Raw genomic sequence first — 17,733 nt, 5'->3', positions numbered from 1 at the left:
AATGTTACATAGTACTAGCTTGTGAAGAATATGGCGCCAGTTTCTTTGCTAATGGAGCCAACCCTGGCGGAGTTCTCGAGCATCCCGGTGTATTAAAAGACCCCAAGAAGGTCCGTGACTCCTGGAATGAAGTGTACCGGGGAACAAATAATGCCCACAAGGTGGCTGTTCTGGAAGAGGGGATGAAATACCAGCAGATCGGTATCCCGCCGGAAGAAGCTCAGTTTCTGGAAACACGAAAATTCCAGATCAATGAGATTGCAAGGCTGTACAGAATCCCTCCACACATGGTGGGAGATCTTGAAAAGTCTAGCTTTTCCAATATTGAGCAGCAGTCACTTGAATTTGTGAAGTATACCCTTGATCCATGGGTGATTCGGTGGGAGCAGGCATTGCAACGGTCACTGCTGCTGCCTAAGGAGAAAAGCGAATATTTCATCAAACTTAATGTTGACGGACTGCTTCGAGGCGATTACCAGAGCCGTATGAATGGCTACTCAATTGGAAGGCAAAACGGCTGGCTATCTGCAAACGACATCCGCGAGATGGAGGATATGAATTCTATTTCTGAAGATGAGGGAGGAGACTTGTATCTCATAAACGGCAATATGACAAAGCTCAAAGATGCCGGTGCTTTTGCAAACACAGGTGAGCAATCTACCGGCAACTCAAACTTAACAGAAAGGAAGTGATACAACGATATGAAACGTAAATTTTGGAATTGGGTAAGCAATGAAGCCGGAAGGACCCTGTTTCTCAACGGGGAGATTTCGGATGAAACCTGGTATGGAGATGAGGTTACTCCAAAAATGTTTAAGGATGAACTGAATTCCTGTACCGGTGATATTACTGTTTGGATTAATTCCCCAGGCGGAGATGTCTTTAGTGCAGCGCAAATCTACAACATGCTGATGGACTACCAGGGCAATGTGAAAGTCAAAATTGATGGACTCGCTGCTTCAGCGGCTTCGGTCATAGCGATGGCTGGTACGGAGGTTTTGATGTCTCCGGTGGCCATGATGATGATCCACAATCCCATGACTGTTGCCATTGGTGATTCCAGTGAGATGCAGAAAGCAAGCGAGATGCTCGCCGAAGTTAAGGAAAGCATTATGAACGCCTATGAGATCAAGACTGGACTATCAAGGTCTAAGCTTTCACATCTGATGGATGCTGAGTCCTGGTTCAATGCCAAGAAAGCAGTGGAACTAGGCTTTGCAGATAAAATCCTGTTTGACGGTGATGAGGATAAACAGAAGGAACCGTTAGAAGCCATGATGTTTTCACGTTCAGCGGTGACAAACTCTTTGCTCTCAAAACTTATCCCACCTAAGCCTGAAAACAAAACACCAATTGAACAGCTAGAAAAAAGACTGAGCCTGCTGGCTCACTAAAATTAAGGAGGAAAATTTATATGAACACAATTCTTGAACTTAGAGAAAAACGCGCTAAAGCATGGGAAGGGGCAAAAGCCTTTTTAGACAGCAAGAGAGGGACTGACGGCATACTCTCAGCCGTAGATACTGAAACCTACGAAAAGATGGAGACGGATGTTATGAACCTCGGCAAAGAAATTGAGCGACTGGAGCGTCAGGCATCTATCGATGCAGAACTTTCCCGTCCCACATCTTTACCGATTACTAATCAGCCTGGAGCAAGTCAGACGGGGGAGATGAAGAAGGGTCGAGCATCCGATTCCTATAATCAAGCTTTCTGGAAAGCTATGAGAAACAAGAATAGCTATGATGTACAGAACGCCCTGCAGATTGGTACTGACTCCGAAGGAGGATACTTGGTACCGGACGAATTCGAGAGGACATTGATTGAGGCCTTGGATGAAGAGAACATCTTTAGAACAATGGCAAAGGTCATCACAACTTCCTCAGGGGATAGAAAAATTCCTGTCGTCGCATCCAAGGGAACGGCGTCATGGGTAGATGAAGAAGGACAAATCCCAGAAGCGGATGATGCTTTCGGGCAGGTTTCAATCGGTGCTTACAAATTAGCCACTATGATTAAGGTTTCGGAAGAACTCCTTAATGATAGTGTTTTTAATTTGGAGAGCTATATCGCCAGGGAGTTCGCTAGAAGAATTGGGGCAAAGGAAGAAGAATCGTTCTTCATCGGGGATGGCACTGGTAAGCCTACAGGAATCTTCAATGGCACTGGCGGTGCGCAGCTTGGCATCACAGCAGCATCTGCGACTGCCATCACGATTGATGAGGTTATGGATTTGTTCTACAGCTTGAAATCACCTTACAGAAAGAACGCAATATTCATCATGAACGATGCAACCGTCAAGGCAATTAGAAAGCTGAAGGATGGTAACGGACAGTACATTTGGCAGCCTTCAATTCAGGAGGGGCAGCCGGACACTATCTTGAATAGACCAGTCAAGACATCAGTATATGTTCCTACAATTGCCGCCGGAGCAAAGTCCATCGCTTTCGGTGACTTTGGATATTACTGGGTAGCTGACAGACAGGGTAGGTCCTTCCAGAGGCTGAATGAGCTTTTCGCTGCTACAGGCCAGGTCGGATTCAAGGCAACCCAGAGAGTAGATGGAAAGCTGATCCTTCCTGAAGCCATCAAGGTGCTTCAGCAGAAAGCGTAGGTGAAAGAGAATGAGTAACGTCAAGAATTATACAGAACAGGGCGGAGAGAAAACCGTCATTGGTGGAACACTTGAGATTGCAGAGGGTGGCCAGGTTATTGGGCTGCCCTCTGATTTTACACCTGCCGCGTTTCAGGCGGATAGCGTTGCATCAACAATTGCAGGACTGGTCGTTGATTTTAACGCTCTGCTTGCCAAACTCAAAGCCGCAGGGCTTATGGCTACTGAATAATGAGGGGAGGTGGGTGTGTTGGTTGTTACACTTGAAGAAGCAAAGTTATATTTGAAAGTCGATGGTGATGAGGACAATACGCTCATCTCTGATTGTATCAATGCCGCAGAGGAGCTTTGCGAGGACATCCTGCGTTTTCCGGTTTCAGAATTTCTTGAGGTTCCAGAAACAGTGAAGCAAGCGGTCCTCTATGCAATTGGTAATCTATACGAGCAGCGCGAAACCTTGGACATGAAGGCAATGATTGATCTTCTGAAAAGGTTGCTGTTCGCATACCGGAAGGATGGGTGGTAAAGATGCATATTGGAGAACTCAGGCATCGTATCACTATTCGAAGGATTTTGCCTGTGATCAATGAGAATGGCTTCGAAATTGAGGAGCCAGAGGAGTATAGAACAGTATGGGCGGCAGTCACAAATCTTCATGGCAAGGAATACTTCGAAGCAAAAGCAGTCCAGGCAGAAAACACAGTCAAATTCACGATCAGATTTTTGGCCGGGGTTGATCAGACCATGCAAATCCTTTTTCAAGGAAAGAGCTACAACATCACTGCCATTGATAACATTAAGTACAGGAATCGGTATATCGAGATTCAGGCAATGGAGGTGGAACCGGATGGCTAAGATTGAATTGGAAGGCATGCAGGAGCTCATCGATAGAGTGAACAAGCTGGGAAGCCAGGGAACAGAGATCAAAAAGAAGGCACTGGACAAAGCCGGTTCAATGGTCAAAAGCAGCATGGAAGAGAAAGCTCCAAGATCAGAGCTTACTAAAAAGCACATGGCTGACAACATCAAGGTGTCGGAGATTGAAAGCGAAAATGGTGTGGACTTTGTTACAATCGGCCCAAACAAAGGTGATAATTCGGAGTTCTTCTATTCGAAATTTACCGAATGGGGTACATCAAAGATTCCAGCGCAACATTGGGCGGAGAATTCGGTGTTGGAGAACAAAAAGAAAATCAATGAAGTAATTAAAGAGGAACTGGAAAGGGGGCTTGGTGATCTTGATTAATAAACTGGTCATAGATACATTAAAGCCCCTTGGCATTCCAGTAGGATTTCAGAAATATTCCGGATCAGATACGACCTATATCACTTTTCACGAATACCTTCAGTCCGGTGAGGAATTCGAGGAAGATGAAGAAGCATTTACCGGGCATTATGTCCAAGTGGATATCTGGTCAAAAGCGGATTACACCACGTTAGCCAGCAATATAAAAGCACTTCTTATTGCGGCAGGGTTTCAAAGACTTAATGAAGCGGATTTTTACGAGCCGGATACGGGCCTCTATCATAAGGGACTCAAATTTTACTATTTAGAATCAAAGGAGGTCGACTAAATGGCAAGACAAATTGGATTAAGAGATATACACATTGCGCTGCTCACAGACGATGACGAGACAGGCGCAACCTATGCGGCACCAAGCAAGCTGGAAAGGGCAGTCAGCGCCAAGCTTTCGCCAAAAGTGAATTCAGAAAACATTTATTCAGATGATACGGTGGAGGACATCATTGCAGCCTTCGACAGCGTTGATGTGGAAATCGAACTCAACCAGCTGTCGCTTACAAGCAGGGCAACCCTGCAGGGAGCGAAGGTGGTCAAGGGTGTTCTCATTGAAAGCAAAGAGGATATTGCGCCGACACTGGCACTTGGGTTTAAATCCAAGAAGCACAACGGAAAATACCGTTATGTGTGGCTGCTTAAAGGCAAATTCGAACTGGCTACAGATGAGTATGACACTGAAGCAGAAAAGCCACAGCCTAAAAGCGCCAAACTCAAAGGCACATTCTTTTCCAGGGATTTTGACGGCAACTTCAGATTTATCGCCGATGAAGATGAAACCGGAATTGACCAGACCATTATTGCAGCTTGGTTTACAGCAGTACCCGCAGAGCCAACGCCTGCTGTGTAGGAAGGAGTTGATAGTACTTGAAAGCAGCTGAACTAAAAAATAAAGGAATTAAATTCAAACTGGGTGATAAAGAGTATGAGTTGAAGCTGGATATGAACACTTTCTGCGAATTGGAGGAAGTTTATGGGGATCTGAACACCGCTTTTGATGATTTGCAGAGCATGAAGCTTAAAGCGGTCAGGGCGCTCATCTATGCCGCAGTGAAGGTTGAGGATGAGGAAATAACCTTAAAAACCGTGGGCGAGCAGTTGGGCTTGAATGATTTAGAAAGGCTCGGGACAGCAATCAACGAAGCGCTAAGCAAAGCTATGCCGGAGGCGGAGGATGCCTCGGGGGAAGCGAAAGCCACTTAAGTTCTGATACATGGGACTGGGAGTGGCTTTTCTATTTGGGAACAAATCTTCTTCAAATGAGCGAGGAACAGTTTTGGAACAGTACCCCGAAAAAACTGCAGGTGCTATTTAAGGTTTATAAAACAGTCAACGGAATTGATGAGCAGAGTTCCTTTGATACCATTGACAATATTCTGTTCTAGAGGAGGTGGGATGAATGGCAAACGGTAGCAATACTGTAGTGGCTAGGGTTGGACTTGACGACAGCGGATTCCAGGAAGGTGTCAGCAAAATCCAAAGAAGCCTGAAAGTGATACAGAGTGAATTTGCGGCAGCCAGCTCAAAGCTTGGTGATTTTGGTAAGTCTACTGATGGACTCAAGCTGAAAGCGGATAGTTTAAGCCGGCAGATGGAGTTGCAAAAGGACAAGGTCGCAGCCTTGACAAAAAGCTACCAGGAGAGCGTTGAGAAAAAAGGTGCTGATGCCAAGGCCACTGAAAACCTGAAGATTAAACTGAACTACGCCAATGCAGAGCTGGGCAAAATGCAGCAGGAGCTCAAAGCAACCACAGAAGAACTGAAAACGAAAAGTTCAGCCTGGTATAAGCTTTCTGAAAGCATGGACAAAGCCGGAGAAAAAATGAAGGCTGTGGGGGATAAGATATCCTCAGCTGGAAAGACATTGTCTACTGCGGTGACACTTCCTTTGCTCGGAATAGGAACTGCGGCAACCAAGATGGCAATGGATGCTGTAGAATCTGAGAACCTCTTTGAAGTGGCAATGGGAGCAGTGGCAGGCGATGCAAGGAAATGGTCCGAGGAAACCTCCAAGGCACTAGGATTAAACGCCTACAATGTCAGAAACAATATGGCCACCTACAATGCCATGCTCACCTCCATGGGACTTACATCTGATGAATCACTAAAAATGTCAGAAGGACTGACACAGTTATCCTATGACATGGCATCATTTTATAACCTGAAGCCAGAAGAGGCCTTCGATAAATTAAAGTCGGGTATCTCTGGAGAGGCGGAGCCTTTGAAAGCTCTAGGTATCCTGGTCAATGACAACACCATAAAGACTTATGCATATGCAAATGGAATTGCAAAACAGGGTGAGCAGCTGACAGAAGCGCAGAAGGTGCAGGCACGTTATGGCGCGATAATGGAAGCAACGAAGAATGCCCAGGGTGACTTGGCAAGAACCATGGACTCTCCGACCAACAAACTGAGGATTATGAAGGAACAGGCCCAGCAGATTGGGATTCAGTTCGGACAGATACTCATACCAATACTTGAGAAGCTGATTGCTATCATTAAGCCCTTGATGGATAGGTTCCAGGGACTTTCCAAGGAACAACAGGAAATGATCGTCAAAATCGCCCTTGTGGCTGCCGCTGTGGGTCCTTTGCTCCTGATCGTAGGAAAGTTGGTTTCCGTAATAGGAACCATTTCCACGTCATTTGGGGCGGTCTCTGGTGCGATGGCAGCGGCAGGTGGAGCATCCGGAGCTGTAGGTGCAGCAATCGCTGCAATTACTGGACCGGTCGGTATTGCCATTGCTGCAGTAGCAGGCTTTATTGCTATATTTGTTTTGCTCTTTAAGAATAATGAGACCTTTAGAAATAGCGTCATCACCGTGTGGAATCAGATTAAGACAATTATGGCCGGTGTATTCGAAGCGATAAGGGCCTTGATACAGGCTTTTGTGCAAGTCGCAGGAGCAGTATGGCAGAAATATGGAGCAGATATCGTCACAGTAATTTCAGCGGCTTTCAATGTTATAGCTACGGTAGTAACGACAGCATTGAATGTGATAAAAAACATTATCCAGATTGTGACCAGCCTCATCAAGGGAGATTGGCAAGGCGTATGGGATGGCATAAAGAATCTGACTCAGAATCTGTGGAATGGAATCCAAAGTGTTATAAGCGGAGTGTTGAACCTGATTAAAGGCATTATCTCCGTTGAGATCGGATTTGTAAAAAACACCATAACTGGGGCTTGGAACACTGTAAAATCAGTCACCTCGAGTATATGGCAAGGTATCAAGACGGCAATCGAAACTCCGATCAATGCGGCGAAAAACACAGTCAAAAACGCGATTGATGCAATTGTAGGATTCTTCAGGAACATAAAGCTTCCAGAAATAAAGATACCTCAGATCAAATTGCCGCACTTCGAGCTAACAGGCAAATTCAGCTTAAGCCCACCACAGGTGCCGAAGCTTTCGGTTAACTGGTATTCGACAGGTGGGATTTTCTCAAGCCCAAGCGTCATTGGTGTTGGTGAAGCTGGCACTGAGGCGGTTGTTCCTGTAGAAAAGCTCGATGAGCTCATGGCGAGAGCTTTGCAGAAAGTAGGAGTCGGAGCAAAGACTAACACATCTGAGGCAGGAATTCAAAGTGGCAATGTGACAAACAACTACGATATTACAATAAATAATCCTAAGCCGGAAGCAGCTTCTGATAGCACTCGCAGGGCGCTTCTCAGACAGTCCTATGGCTTGGGATAAGGGGAGGTGAAGTGAGATTTGAAAAGACAAACATGGCAGTTTAATGGTGTTAGTTTAAACACCAAAGCATGGTCTGTGATTGAAGTTCCAGAAGGAATAGGGACGCCGGGGTTAAGAGGCAGCAATTTACAGGTACCATTTCAAAATGGGAAGCGGTGGATAAAAAAGAGATATGATGAAAGAATTGTGATGCTGCCCATGTGGGTGAGAGGTCTTGACTCTTTGACCGGAAAACTGCCGAGTGGCATGAGCGAGAATGAAGCATTGTATGACAACATCGACTATCTAAGTGGTGTCTTCGGTAAACGTGGCCTTCATGTACTGAAAAGAATTCTTCCTGACGGAACTGTAAGAGAGGCATTAGCCGAAGTATACCGACCTGTCAGTTTTGGAAAGACACAGGCTGGACACGCCAAGTTCGCAGTGGAATTCGTGCTTTCAGATCCGTTTTTCTATGCTTCCCAGACCGCTCAGGAAACACAGATCATAACTTCGACAACCCAGGAGTGGAGCCACAATAATACGGGGAATGCTCCGGTTACAGACGCAATCATCACTTTAACTGGTCCGATGGAATCACCAAAGATTGAATGTCTGGACAGCGATGTGTGGCTTCAGTATCAGGGGAGCATCGGAGCAGGAGAAAGCGTAGTTATAAACACAGGAGATTTTAAATGCACAAAGGGTACCACCAACATGCTCTCGGCTATAAGACATGGAGGAGACGCATACTGGCACGTGCTTGAAGCAGGGTATAACCAATTGAGATTAACAAACGGAGTGTCGGGTGGCAGCATCAAGCTGGAATATTACCCGGCATTTTTTTAGGAGGTGGAAGCAATGTACGCAGAAGTGGCGGAACACAGAATGCCATATGATATTGATGGAACAGAGGTAGGTTTCCGAAGTATGTCGGACATCAATACTATTGATCAGATAATCGGTAACGGCTTGGCATCGTGGCTTGACAGCACAGCAAAAGGCAACTTGAATAAAGAGAACAGATCTCAGTCCTGGAAGGTTGCTGATTACAGGCTGGGAGCAGCATTCTGGTTTTTCTTTCCTGAACTTAGGGAAGTTAATAAAGTAGCATTCCATTGGGGTTCTACGACTGCCAGCACTTTTGTAAGCCAAACGATTCAAGGTTCGGCTGATACAACAAATGGAGTTGATGGAACCTGGGAAACTGGCGTTTATACAATTCCGGCAGCAAACACGGACATGGACCATTGGAGAAATAAAATATTTACCCTTTCTTTTTCCGGTCCAGTAAAAGCAATCAGAATAGGATTTCGCGAAACTTCTCCGCAATTTGATGATTTATATTTGTGTGGGATTCATTTTTATGGAAGAAAGGCTGCAGGGGAACAGCCGGATGATGTTGCTCTAACAGATGCATCTGGAGTCGAGCTGACCTCACTTATAGATTTTGGAGACCAGCCGGAAGGAACTACGGAAATACAAAGCTTTAAAATCAAAAATACAAGCAGCTCAAAGATTGCTAACAATGTTAATATTCAGCTCAATCATGGAGATTTTACGATTTCATTCAGTCAGGATGGGCCGTGGCAAAGTGTGCTTGATATTTCTTCCATAGGGCCTGGTTCATTGTCCAGCACAATATTTGTCAGAAATCTGCTTGGACCACCGCTTTTGACATTAGGACCAAAGGCAGCGAGGGCTATAGTTACAGTCGGGACCTGGTCATAAAGGGGGTGATTAGATGGGCCTTCCAAGCATAAATCTTGTCAGCCCTGCGAATCAGGTGAATTTGACTGTAACAATTAGTCCTTTTGATGCGATCTATAGCGATAATACGAATCAGCTGATTGCCTCATCAGTCAAATTCGAGATTGATACAGTCAGCACCTTTGATAGTTCAAATAAGATAACAAGTGAATATTTAAATGTGAAGCACAATACCACTTGCCGAGTAGCGACGATGCTATCCAATGGAACATGGTACTGGCGAGTAACCGCAATAAATGCAAGCGGCACAACTGTATCGCAGACACAATCGCTAACTATAAGCCAGGTGCTGAAAAGAGCGTTCTCGTTCTATGAGAATATCGGAAAACTTGATTCTTGGGCCAACAAGAGGGTTCTTGCGTTTTATGAAAATATTGCTAAATTGAATCTCTGGCCAAGAAAAAGGACTATTGCTCTCTACGAGAACGTTGCAAAGGCAAATATATGGACGGATCAAAGGGCGCTATATGAATATGAGAACATCACAAGTGATCCGCCATTTCCGTTTGTCGAAAGGCTGTCAACAACTAGAGCATCTGAAGGCACGATTGTCACAATCTACGGTAACGGGTTTGGATCGAAGTCAGAAGCAGACCCACTGAATGCTGACCGAACAGCGAGAGGTTATGGTGGTTATGTCTATCTTGGCACCCAGCTATGCAATGTGATTTCTTGGAGCTGGGAAAAGATCGTGTTCCAGATACCGCAGGAGGCAGAAAGCGGAGCGGTCAAGGTCGCACTGACAGTGCCAGATCCGCCCGGTGTGCGATACAGTAATGTTATCGGAATGGAAGTCTATGATGCTGAGCCTGCCGATGATATTGGAATCGAACTCTTCGTCTGCGATAAAAACAATCCTAACTCAATCCTTTGCCAGCTTGATGGAGCAAAGAGTAAATCTTTTCAGGTTCTTCTGAACAACCCCGGAAGCGGTAAGTTTTCAATCAGCAGGTATGATGAGAAGGGTGGCAGCAGGGATTATGTAACAGATCAGAATTTAATCCTCTGCAGGCTTGATGGCATTGATCTTTTCAAATGGATCATTGAAACAAGAAGGCCTTCCTATGTGGACGATAGCGAGCAGCAGATGATCGAGGTGAGCGGAAGAGGAGTTCTCTCACTTCTTGATCGAGCTGTGGTTTATCCGGAAGGGATGCCACATCCAGTAACACTAGAAAGAACTTTCAAGGACGCACATGGGGGTGCGATATTAAGACAGCTTTTGTTAGAAGCTCAGCAAAGAGGCTGCTTGACAGGAATTGTTATTGATTGGAGCGCTGATTCAGATACCCTCGGCAATCCATTTGAGGATTCCACGACACTCTCATTTCATTCAGGCACACCGCTATCGCAGGTAGCGACAAAGCTGAGTGAAGGGATGGGACTCTTCGATCTTGAGATGACGCCGACATTGCATCTTAAGCTATACAAGGCGAAGGGTGCTGACAAATATGACACTGTAAAATACAGGCCGGGACAGGCAATTGTGAAACTTCAGAACCAGAGTGACAGCTCAAATATGACGAATGCACTACTGGTCGAAGGTGAAAGTGGCAGCTTGATTGAAACCGCGCATCCCACTAGTCAGACAGATTGGGGCAGGAGAGAAGGTTATCTGCAAGCAAGAAACATCCCTAGTGACTGGGCTAAGCTTCAGGACTATGGACAATTGTTTCTGCGAAATGCAGCTCAGGTAAGTTGGGGTATTCAGGGCACTGTAATTAAGTTTATTGATTCAGATGGAAACAAGCTGAAGCCATTTGAAACCTTCATGATGGGTGATTGGATTGGTTGGTATATCCCGCCGGAAGGGAGTGACATCGACGGCTTTGATGGCAAAGTAAGAGTCAAAGGAATCACCTGTGAGGAGGATGAAGCAGGAGCTTTAAGTTATGTCCTTGAGCTCAACAACATCATGCTGGAGCATGAGATCCGTATGAACCAGATTGTCGAGAGGATGTCGATGTTTACCCAAAACAGCCCTTTATCAACTCCTGCGACAGAAAGCCCTGCAGGGGTGAGCCATAATCATACTCATTCCATGCTGCTTGGATTAAATTCCGATGATCATCCTCAATATTACAATGCAGAAAGACATGCGGCGGATTTGCATAGCAGCATTCAAAGAGTATCGAGCCTAAAAAGAACCGGAGCGAATGCTCTGACAGGCGATGTTACTCTAGCGGCAGGTACCAATGTATCAATATCACAAAATGATGAACAAAAGACAATAACAATCTCGGCCAGCGGAAGTGGTGGAATAAGTTATGCAAATCCAATTGATGTACCACCATCAAATCCACATACTAAAGATGATGAGTTTGATGATACAGCTATGGATAGCAAGTGGTCCTGGATAAATCAAGGAACGTCAACATGGGTAGAAAACGGCAGGTATGGCGCAATTGACCTTCTATCTGGTGGGGATCACACTAGGCTGCTCGTGCAAACCGCACCTGCGGGAGATTTCACCTCAACAGCAAAGATCATAATAAGCGGTCCGAAACTCAATTACTTCAATTTTGGAATCTGCCTGTATAACAGCGCAAATGGAAAGAGAATCATTTTCGGGAAATGCAACAGAGATAATTATTCAGGAATGCAGGCAATCAAATTTACTTCGAATACAGCATACTCAAGTGATGCCTATTTAAATGGAGGCTGGGATTCGAATTTCATATATGTGAGAGTGAGAAAAGTCGGTATCTCATACTATTTGGAAATGTCCATTGACGGGGATTTCTGGTGGCAGATATTCACCGAAACCATAGCAAACTTTTTGTCTGCAATAAGTCACGTCGGTATCGGCTATTTCAGAAATAATTCTAATGGAGTGACCTACAAAGGGAGGTGTGACTGGTTCAGAATCACAGAACCATAAATAGAATAAGTTATATTTTGAAAAGGGCCTAAGGGCTCTTTTACTTTTAAATCAGGAGGATTAATACATGAAAGTCATTATTAACAGCATTCAGATAGTCATTGCTGCGCTTGGTGGATACGTAGGCTATTTCTTGGGGGGCCTTGATGGTTTCCTCTATGCCTTGATAGCCTTTGTAGTCATCGATTATTTGACTGGCATCATGGTGGCAGTCTTAGAAAAGAAGCTATCCAGTGAGGTCGGCTTTAGAGGGATTTTTAAGAAGGTCCTGATTTTCTCTTTAGTGGCGGTAGCACACATTATTGATGCAGAGCTTATAAGAACCGGTAGTGCCATTCGCACTGCGGTAATCTTCTTCTATTTGTCTAATGAAGGGATCAGCATTTTAGAAAATACGGCTAAAATCGGGCTGCCGATTCCAGAGAAACTCAAGACAGTTTTAGAACAGCTGAATAAGGAGGAAAAAGCATAATGGGTAAATCAATATATTTAAGTCCATCAACTCAAGAGCATAACCAGGGCTATGGAAGCTATGGTGTTGAGGAAACAAGAATGAATGAAATAGCTGATGTCACACAAAAAGTGCTTCAGAATCATGGTGTGGATGTTTATAGGAACAGGCCAGAGTGGAGCTTGGGTCAGGTGGTGAATGACAGCAATAGAGTTAAACCAGATCTGCATTTTGCCATTCATAGTAATGCTGGAGGAGGAAGGGGTGGTGAGGTCTTTGCTTATGCTGCAGGCGGCGATGGTGAAAAGGCGGCTAAGGCAATCTATTCAGAAATTGAACCGCTTACACCAACATCTGATCGAGGCGTAAAGTTTAATCCAAGCCTATATGAGCTTCGGAATACGAATGCACCGGCAGCTTTGGTGGAGATAGCTTTCCACGACAATGCAGAAGATGCTGCATGGATAGTCAGCAATATAGAATTGATAGGAATAGCTCTTGCCAAGGGCGTGTTGAAATATTTTGGCATTGCTTATAAGAACGCAGAAGCGGAAACCAATAGTTCAACTCATTATTATCGTGTTCAAATCGGAGCATATTCCGTCAAGTCAAATGCGGAAGAACAGCTTGCAAAAGCAAAAAAAGCGGGGTTTACTGACGCCTACATAAAATATGATTGATTTTGAAACGTGGCCTGAGGAGTGTCAAAGCTCTTCAGGCTATTTTTTTATGTTTGAAAATGGGGTTCGAATTATCTCGAATTTTTGCATATAGGTGCAGGATGGTTTCCTGCGGAAGAGGAGGTCAACCTATATGCAAGTCACAAAAATTACAGATGGATCAAGTACTAATGTAGTTTCAAAACTCAGACCGCTAACATCTGACGAGTTCCAGAGTGAATTAGACTACTGGAGAGCAGAAAATATACTTCGGAAGATGCTGAAAATGGGTCTGATTTCTGAGGATGAATTCGACAAAATCAATAAGCTAAACCGGCAGATTTTCTCACCTTTATATGCACAGCTAATGCCTTAAATACCTTGATATAGTGGGCACTCAGAGGTAATATGTCACATACCTGAAGGAGGTGAGAATGGTGAGAAAAGTAACGAAAATATCGGCAGAATTAATAGCTGCAAAACCTAAGCTGAGAGTTGCGGCCTATTGCCGAGTTTCAACAGATAGTGATGAACAATTAGTCAGCCTTGAAGCTCAAAAGACACATTATGAATCCTTCATAAAAGCAAATCCGGAATGGGAGCTCGCAGGGATTTACTATGATGAGGGAATTACAGGTACCAAAAAGGAAAAACGCACTGAATTGTTGAGAATGCTGAAAGACTGTGAACAGAGGAAGATTGATTTCATTGTAACCAAGTCAATCAGCAGGTTTGCCAGAAATACAACAGATTGTCTTGAGCTAGTTCGTAAGCTGACCGACCTCGGAGTCTTCATATACTTCGAGAAAGAAAACATCAACACACAATCGATGGATAGTGAACTGATGCTGACGATCCTGAGCAGTCTGGCTGAGAGTGAGTCGATTTCTATTTCTGAAAACAACAAATGGTCAATACAGAAGCGTTTCCAGAATGGGACATATAAACTCTCCTATCCACCCTACGGTTACGATTATTTGGATGGAGAGATGGTTGTGAACGAAGAACTGGCAGCAATTGTGAAGCGCATTTTTGCAGAAGCCTTATCTGGCAAAGGAACTCATAAAATCGCTGATGGTCTGAAAAATGATGGCATACCATCAAGAAGAAAAGCAAACTGGACGGCTACCACGGTTCGCGGTATTTTATGCAACGAGAGATACACCGGAGATGTGATTTTACAAAAGACTTATACTGATGAACATTTCAACAGGCATTATAACTACGGTGAGAAGGATCAATACCTAATAAAGAAGCATCATGAAGCAATCATTAGCCACGAAGAATTCGAAGCTGTAGGTAAGTTGTTGAATCAGCGGGGAAAAGAAAAAGGGATAGAAAAGGGGAACAGCAAGTACCAAAATCGTTATACGCTATCGGGGAAAATAAAGTGTTCCGAATGCGGCAGTACCTTCAAAAGAAGGATACAAGGTAATGGAAATAACAAATATATTGCCTGGTGTTGTTCTAAACACATCTACGACATTTCAGGATGTTCAATGAGGTCCATTAGAGATGATGTTATTCAACAGGCTTTTATAACAATGATCAATAAGTTGATTTTCGGTCATAAGTTTATTCTAAAGCCACTGCTGCAGAGTTTAAAAGCTGTGAACTACTCAGATAACCTTTTTGAAATCCAGACGCTTGAATCGAGGATAGAGGAGAATGCAGAGCGGAGCCAAGTGCTGATTGGACTAATGACCAAAGGCTATTTAGAGCCTGCCCTATTCAATGCACAGAATAATGAGCTCCGAAAGGAAGCTGCTCTGCTAAAGGAACAAAAAGAAGCCCTTTCTCGATCGGTGAATGGTGAAATGACTGTTACCACTGAAGTTGAACAGCTTTTCAAGCATGTTTCAAAGGCAGAGCCGATTGATAGCTTCGAGGAAAATCTGTTTGAACGCTATGTAGAAAGAATCGTTGTATATTCGCAAGTCGAAATAGCCTTCAAGATGAAATGCGGTATCACTCTTAAGGAAAGGATGGTGATATAGGTGAACCACATACCATTCGGATACATCATCAAAAACGGTAAGGCGATTATTGATGAAAAAGCAGCAACACAATTAAGGGATTTGTTTCAATTATATCTTTCCGGACTCTCTTTAGCAGATGCTGCAGAAAAGGCTGGTATCAAGCGCTGTCATGCATCGATTTCCAGGATTCTTACAAATAAGCGATACCTTGGTGATGACTTCTACCCACAAATAATAAACGATGAAATGATCAAACAGGTCGAGACAGAAAAACTGAGGCGGGCTCAGATGCTTGGAAGAATTCGTGAACAGGAGATTCCAAAATCGGTTATTCCAAAACTGCGGTATAATGCTCAAACAGCACAGCATCTTTATGATGATCCCTTTCAACAAGCCGAATATGCCTACAGTTTAATTGAAAGCGAGGTGATTGCAGATGGCGAATAATCGAAGTGTTACGGTGATACCGGCACGTGCACGAGTAGGCAATAATGTAAATACTGATGAAAAACCAAAACTTAAGGTTGCAGCTTACTGCCGTGTTTCTACTGACAGCGATGAGCAGGCAACAAGTTACGAAGTCCAGATTGAGCATTACACGAACTATATTCAGAGCAACACAGAATGGGAATTGGCAGGGATCTATGCTGATGACGGAATCACAGGAACCAATACAAAGAAGCGTGATGAGTTCAACCGCATGATTGAGGACTGCATGGAAGGTAAGGTCGACATGATTATTACCAAATCCATCAGCCGCTTTGCTCGAAACACCTTGGATTGTTTAAAATTCATTAGACAGCTCAAAGACAAGAATATTCCTGTGTTTTTCGAGAAAGAGAACATCAATACGATGGACTCCAAGGGAGAGGTTATGCTCACCATAATGGCATCCTTAGCCCAACAGGAAAGCCAATCGCTCAGCCAGAACGTAAAGCTTGGAATTCAGTATCGCTACCAGCAAGGTGAGGTCCAAATTAACCACAACCGGTTCTTAGGCTATACCAAAGAGAATAAGCGCCTGGTCATTGTCCAGGAAGAAGCAGAAGTAGTTAAGCGGATCTATCGCGAGTATATTGAGGGTGCAAGCCTTCTGCAAATAGCACGCAGTTTGGAAGCTGACCGAATCCTAACAGCGGCAAATAAAGCGAAGTGGAGACCGGAGACACTCAAGAAGATTTTGCAAAATGAAAAGTATATCGGGGACGCCCTGCTGCAGAAGACCTATACTGTCGACTTTCTATCAAAGAAGCGTGTGGTCAACAATGGTATTGTTCCGCAATATTATGTCGAGAACAGTCACGAGCCTATAATCCCGCGTGAAATTTTCATGCAGGTGCAGGAAGAGCTAATACGACGCGCAAATCTCTATACGGGGAAGAATGGCAAGAAAAGAGTCTACAGCAGCAGATATGCGTTATCAAGCATTGTTTATTGCGGTGAATGTGGAGAGATCTACAGGAGGGTGCATTGGAACAATCGAGGCTGTAGGTCTATAGTCTGGCGATGTGTCAGCCGCCTTGAGGAGAAAGGCTCGGATTGCTGTTCACCAACGGTAAATGAAGAAACTCTCCAAAATGCAGTTGTTAAAGCAATTAACGAGGCGCTTTGCAGTAAGAATACCTTCCTTGAAACTTTGCAAGTGAACATTGCTACCGTACTTAATGAGGTGGGTGACAAAGCCACCGATGATTTTGATGAGAAGCTGGAAGCGTTACAAAAAGAACTTTTAAATCTAGCAAATTCCCAGGCTGACTATAACAATGTAGCTGATGAGATTTACCGATTACGGGGTTTAAAGCAAAATACCCAGGTGCAAAATGCTGAGCGCCAAGGCAAGAGACAGCGTATTGAAGAAATGACAGAGTTCCTTAAAGAGCAGACTGGTGAACTGATTGAATACGATGAGCAGCTGGTCAGAAAGCTTATAGAGAAGATAACGGTCTTTGATAACAAGCTGACCGTTGAATACAAGTCAAGCGTTGTGGTTGATATAGACCTGTGAAAATATGAAGGCTGCTGATTTAAGTATATTGGAGCTTTCTGCAGGAAATGGTTATGGTGAGCGTCTTAAGGAATCACAAGTTTATTGATTTGGAAGTGATGAAGTATATGGGTATTACAGAAGCGACAGACATATCACTATTTTGAAAGCGAGAAATTGATTGTCACCTTTAAGGACTGCACAGAGCTTGGAATGTGGTGAATAACCTATTAGTATACGACTAGGCAATAACATCTACTTTATGATAAAACAGCATAATTTATAAAGATTTTGTTAGTAATTAGGTATTAGAAGAGTGATACTATTTTGAAGGGGCTTCTTACTAAGAAGGTTTTTACTAAGAAACCTAAAAAAATATATTGACAAAGCGATGAAAAGTAAATATGATAATATTAAATCGG

The 17,733-nt window shown here is 44.0% G+C and carries 20 protein-coding genes; all 20 read left to right on the top strand.

The window, feature by feature from the left end; all coding sequences use genetic code 11:
- The coding region (locus tag T472_RS10855; protein ID WP_023863594.1) for a phage portal protein at positions 1–692 on the top strand (692 nt) is incomplete at its 5' end.
- 9 nt (positions 693–701) lie between these two features.
- On the top strand, positions 702–1,394 hold the full coding sequence (locus T472_RS10850) for a head maturation protease, ClpP-related (RefSeq protein ID WP_023388614.1): 693 nt from the start codon (positions 702–704) through the stop codon (positions 1,392–1,394).
- A 20-nt stretch (positions 1,395–1,414) separates the two neighbouring features.
- On the top strand, positions 1,415–2,614 hold the full coding sequence (locus T472_RS10845; protein WP_023388615.1) for a phage major capsid protein: 1,200 nt from the start codon (positions 1,415–1,417) through the stop codon (positions 2,612–2,614).
- A gap of 10 nt (positions 2,615–2,624) precedes the next feature.
- On the top strand, positions 2,625–2,846 hold the full coding sequence (locus tag T472_RS10840) for a hypothetical protein (RefSeq protein WP_023388616.1): 222 nt from the start codon (positions 2,625–2,627) through the stop codon (positions 2,844–2,846).
- A gap of 18 nt (positions 2,847–2,864) precedes the next feature.
- On the top strand, positions 2,865–3,140 hold the full coding sequence (locus T472_RS10835) for a head-tail connector protein (protein WP_023388617.1): 276 nt from the start codon (positions 2,865–2,867) through the stop codon (positions 3,138–3,140).
- Positions 3,141–3,142: 2 nt separating this feature from the next.
- A complete protein-coding gene (locus T472_RS10830) occupies positions 3,143–3,469 on the top strand; it encodes a phage head closure protein (protein ID WP_023388618.1) in 327 nt (108 codons plus the stop codon).
- Positions 3,462–3,860 (top strand): HK97-gp10 family putative phage morphogenesis protein, encoded by a 399-nt coding sequence (locus T472_RS10825; RefSeq protein WP_023388619.1) that lies wholly within the window; start codon positions 3,462–3,464, stop codon positions 3,858–3,860. The genes T472_RS10830 and T472_RS10825 overlap by 8 nt, the downstream gene beginning before the upstream one ends.
- Positions 3,853–4,188 (top strand): hypothetical protein, encoded by a 336-nt coding sequence (locus tag T472_RS10820; protein ID WP_023388620.1) that lies wholly within the window; start codon positions 3,853–3,855, stop codon positions 4,186–4,188. Before T472_RS10825 ends, T472_RS10820 begins: the two co-directional genes overlap by 8 nt.
- Positions 4,189–4,761, top strand: coding sequence for a major tail protein (locus T472_RS10815; RefSeq protein ID WP_023388621.1), 573 nt, complete (start codon positions 4,189–4,191; stop codon positions 4,759–4,761).
- Positions 4,762–4,778: 17 nt separating this feature from the next.
- Entirely contained in the window at positions 4,779–5,114 is a 336-nt protein-coding gene (locus T472_RS10810) for a hypothetical protein (RefSeq protein ID WP_023388622.1), read from the top strand.
- 196 nt (positions 5,115–5,310) lie between these two features.
- Positions 5,311–7,608 carry a phage tail tape measure protein gene (locus tag T472_RS10805; RefSeq protein ID WP_023863592.1) on the top strand — a complete coding sequence of 766 codons (2,298 nt, stop codon included), beginning with the start codon at positions 5,311–5,313 and terminating at the stop codon, positions 7,606–7,608.
- An 18-nt stretch (positions 7,609–7,626) separates the two neighbouring features.
- Positions 7,627–8,436, top strand: coding sequence for a phage tail family protein (locus T472_RS10800; RefSeq protein ID WP_023387466.1), 810 nt, complete (start codon positions 7,627–7,629; stop codon positions 8,434–8,436).
- Positions 8,437–8,448: 12 nt separating this feature from the next.
- Complete coding sequence (locus tag T472_RS10795) at positions 8,449–9,318, top strand: hypothetical protein (protein ID WP_023863591.1); 870 nt, start codon at positions 8,449–8,451, stop codon at positions 9,316–9,318.
- Positions 9,319–9,331: 13 nt separating this feature from the next.
- Complete coding sequence (locus tag T472_RS10790) at positions 9,332–12,238, top strand: IPT/TIG domain-containing protein (RefSeq protein ID WP_023387504.1); 2,907 nt, start codon at positions 9,332–9,334, stop codon at positions 12,236–12,238.
- Between the two features lie 67 nt (positions 12,239–12,305).
- A complete protein-coding gene (locus tag T472_RS10785; RefSeq protein ID WP_023387505.1) occupies positions 12,306–12,710 on the top strand; it encodes a phage holin family protein in 405 nt (134 codons plus the stop codon).
- Positions 12,710–13,369 carry an N-acetylmuramoyl-L-alanine amidase gene (locus tag T472_RS10780; protein ID WP_023863590.1) on the top strand — a complete coding sequence of 220 codons (660 nt, stop codon included), beginning with the start codon at positions 12,710–12,712 and terminating at the stop codon, positions 13,367–13,369. The genes T472_RS10785 and T472_RS10780 overlap by 1 nt, the downstream gene beginning before the upstream one ends.
- A gap of 133 nt (positions 13,370–13,502) precedes the next feature.
- A complete protein-coding gene (locus T472_RS10775; RefSeq protein ID WP_023863589.1) occupies positions 13,503–13,724 on the top strand; it encodes an SHOCT domain-containing protein in 222 nt (73 codons plus the stop codon).
- A gap of 61 nt (positions 13,725–13,785) precedes the next feature.
- The gene (locus tag T472_RS10770; protein ID WP_040907389.1) at positions 13,786–15,345 is read left to right on the top strand and encodes a recombinase family protein; all 1,560 of its coding nucleotides are present in this window, start codon (positions 13,786–13,788) and stop codon (positions 15,343–15,345) included.
- Positions 15,346–15,774 carry a serine integrase family protein gene (locus T472_RS10765; RefSeq protein ID WP_023863586.1) on the top strand — a complete coding sequence of 143 codons (429 nt, stop codon included), beginning with the start codon at positions 15,346–15,348 and terminating at the stop codon, positions 15,772–15,774.
- Positions 15,764–17,332 (top strand): recombinase family protein, encoded by a 1,569-nt coding sequence (locus tag T472_RS10760; RefSeq protein WP_023863584.1) that lies wholly within the window; start codon positions 15,764–15,766, stop codon positions 17,330–17,332. Before T472_RS10765 ends, T472_RS10760 begins: the two co-directional genes overlap by 11 nt.
- Positions 17,333–17,733: the final 401 nt, after the last annotated feature.

The sequence above is a fragment of the Youngiibacter fragilis 232.1 genome (genome assembly GCF_000495435.3).
Classification (GTDB): Bacteria; Bacillota; Clostridia; order Clostridiales; family Clostridiaceae; genus Youngiibacter; species Youngiibacter fragilis.
This window is presented reverse-complemented; position numbering and strand designations above follow the sequence as displayed.

Coding starts and splice junctions, on each gene's coding strand:
- T472_RS10850 (WP_023388614.1), top strand. CDS start 702: ATGAAACGTAAATTTTGGAATTGGGTAAGCAATGAAGCCGGAAGGACC.
- T472_RS10845 (WP_023388615.1), top strand. CDS start 1,415: ATGAACACAATTCTTGAACTTAGAGAAAAACGCGCTAAAGCATGGGAA.
- T472_RS10840 (WP_023388616.1), top strand. CDS start 2,625: ATGAGTAACGTCAAGAATTATACAGAACAGGGCGGAGAGAAAACCGTC.
- T472_RS10830 (WP_023388618.1), top strand. CDS start 3,143: ATGCATATTGGAGAACTCAGGCATCGTATCACTATTCGAAGGATTTTG.
- T472_RS10825 (WP_023388619.1), top strand. CDS start 3,462: ATGGCTAAGATTGAATTGGAAGGCATGCAGGAGCTCATCGATAGAGTG.
- T472_RS10815 (WP_023388621.1), top strand. CDS start 4,189: ATGGCAAGACAAATTGGATTAAGAGATATACACATTGCGCTGCTCACA.
- T472_RS10805 (WP_023863592.1), top strand. CDS start 5,311: ATGGCAAACGGTAGCAATACTGTAGTGGCTAGGGTTGGACTTGACGAC.
- T472_RS10795 (WP_023863591.1), top strand. CDS start 8,449: ATGTACGCAGAAGTGGCGGAACACAGAATGCCATATGATATTGATGGA.
- T472_RS10790 (WP_023387504.1), top strand. CDS start 9,332: ATGGGCCTTCCAAGCATAAATCTTGTCAGCCCTGCGAATCAGGTGAAT.
- T472_RS10785 (WP_023387505.1), top strand. CDS start 12,306: ATGAAAGTCATTATTAACAGCATTCAGATAGTCATTGCTGCGCTTGGT.
- T472_RS10780 (WP_023863590.1), top strand. CDS start 12,710: ATGGGTAAATCAATATATTTAAGTCCATCAACTCAAGAGCATAACCAG.
- T472_RS10775 (WP_023863589.1), top strand. CDS start 13,503: ATGCAAGTCACAAAAATTACAGATGGATCAAGTACTAATGTAGTTTCA.
- T472_RS10760 (WP_023863584.1), top strand. CDS start 15,764: ATGGCGAATAATCGAAGTGTTACGGTGATACCGGCACGTGCACGAGTA.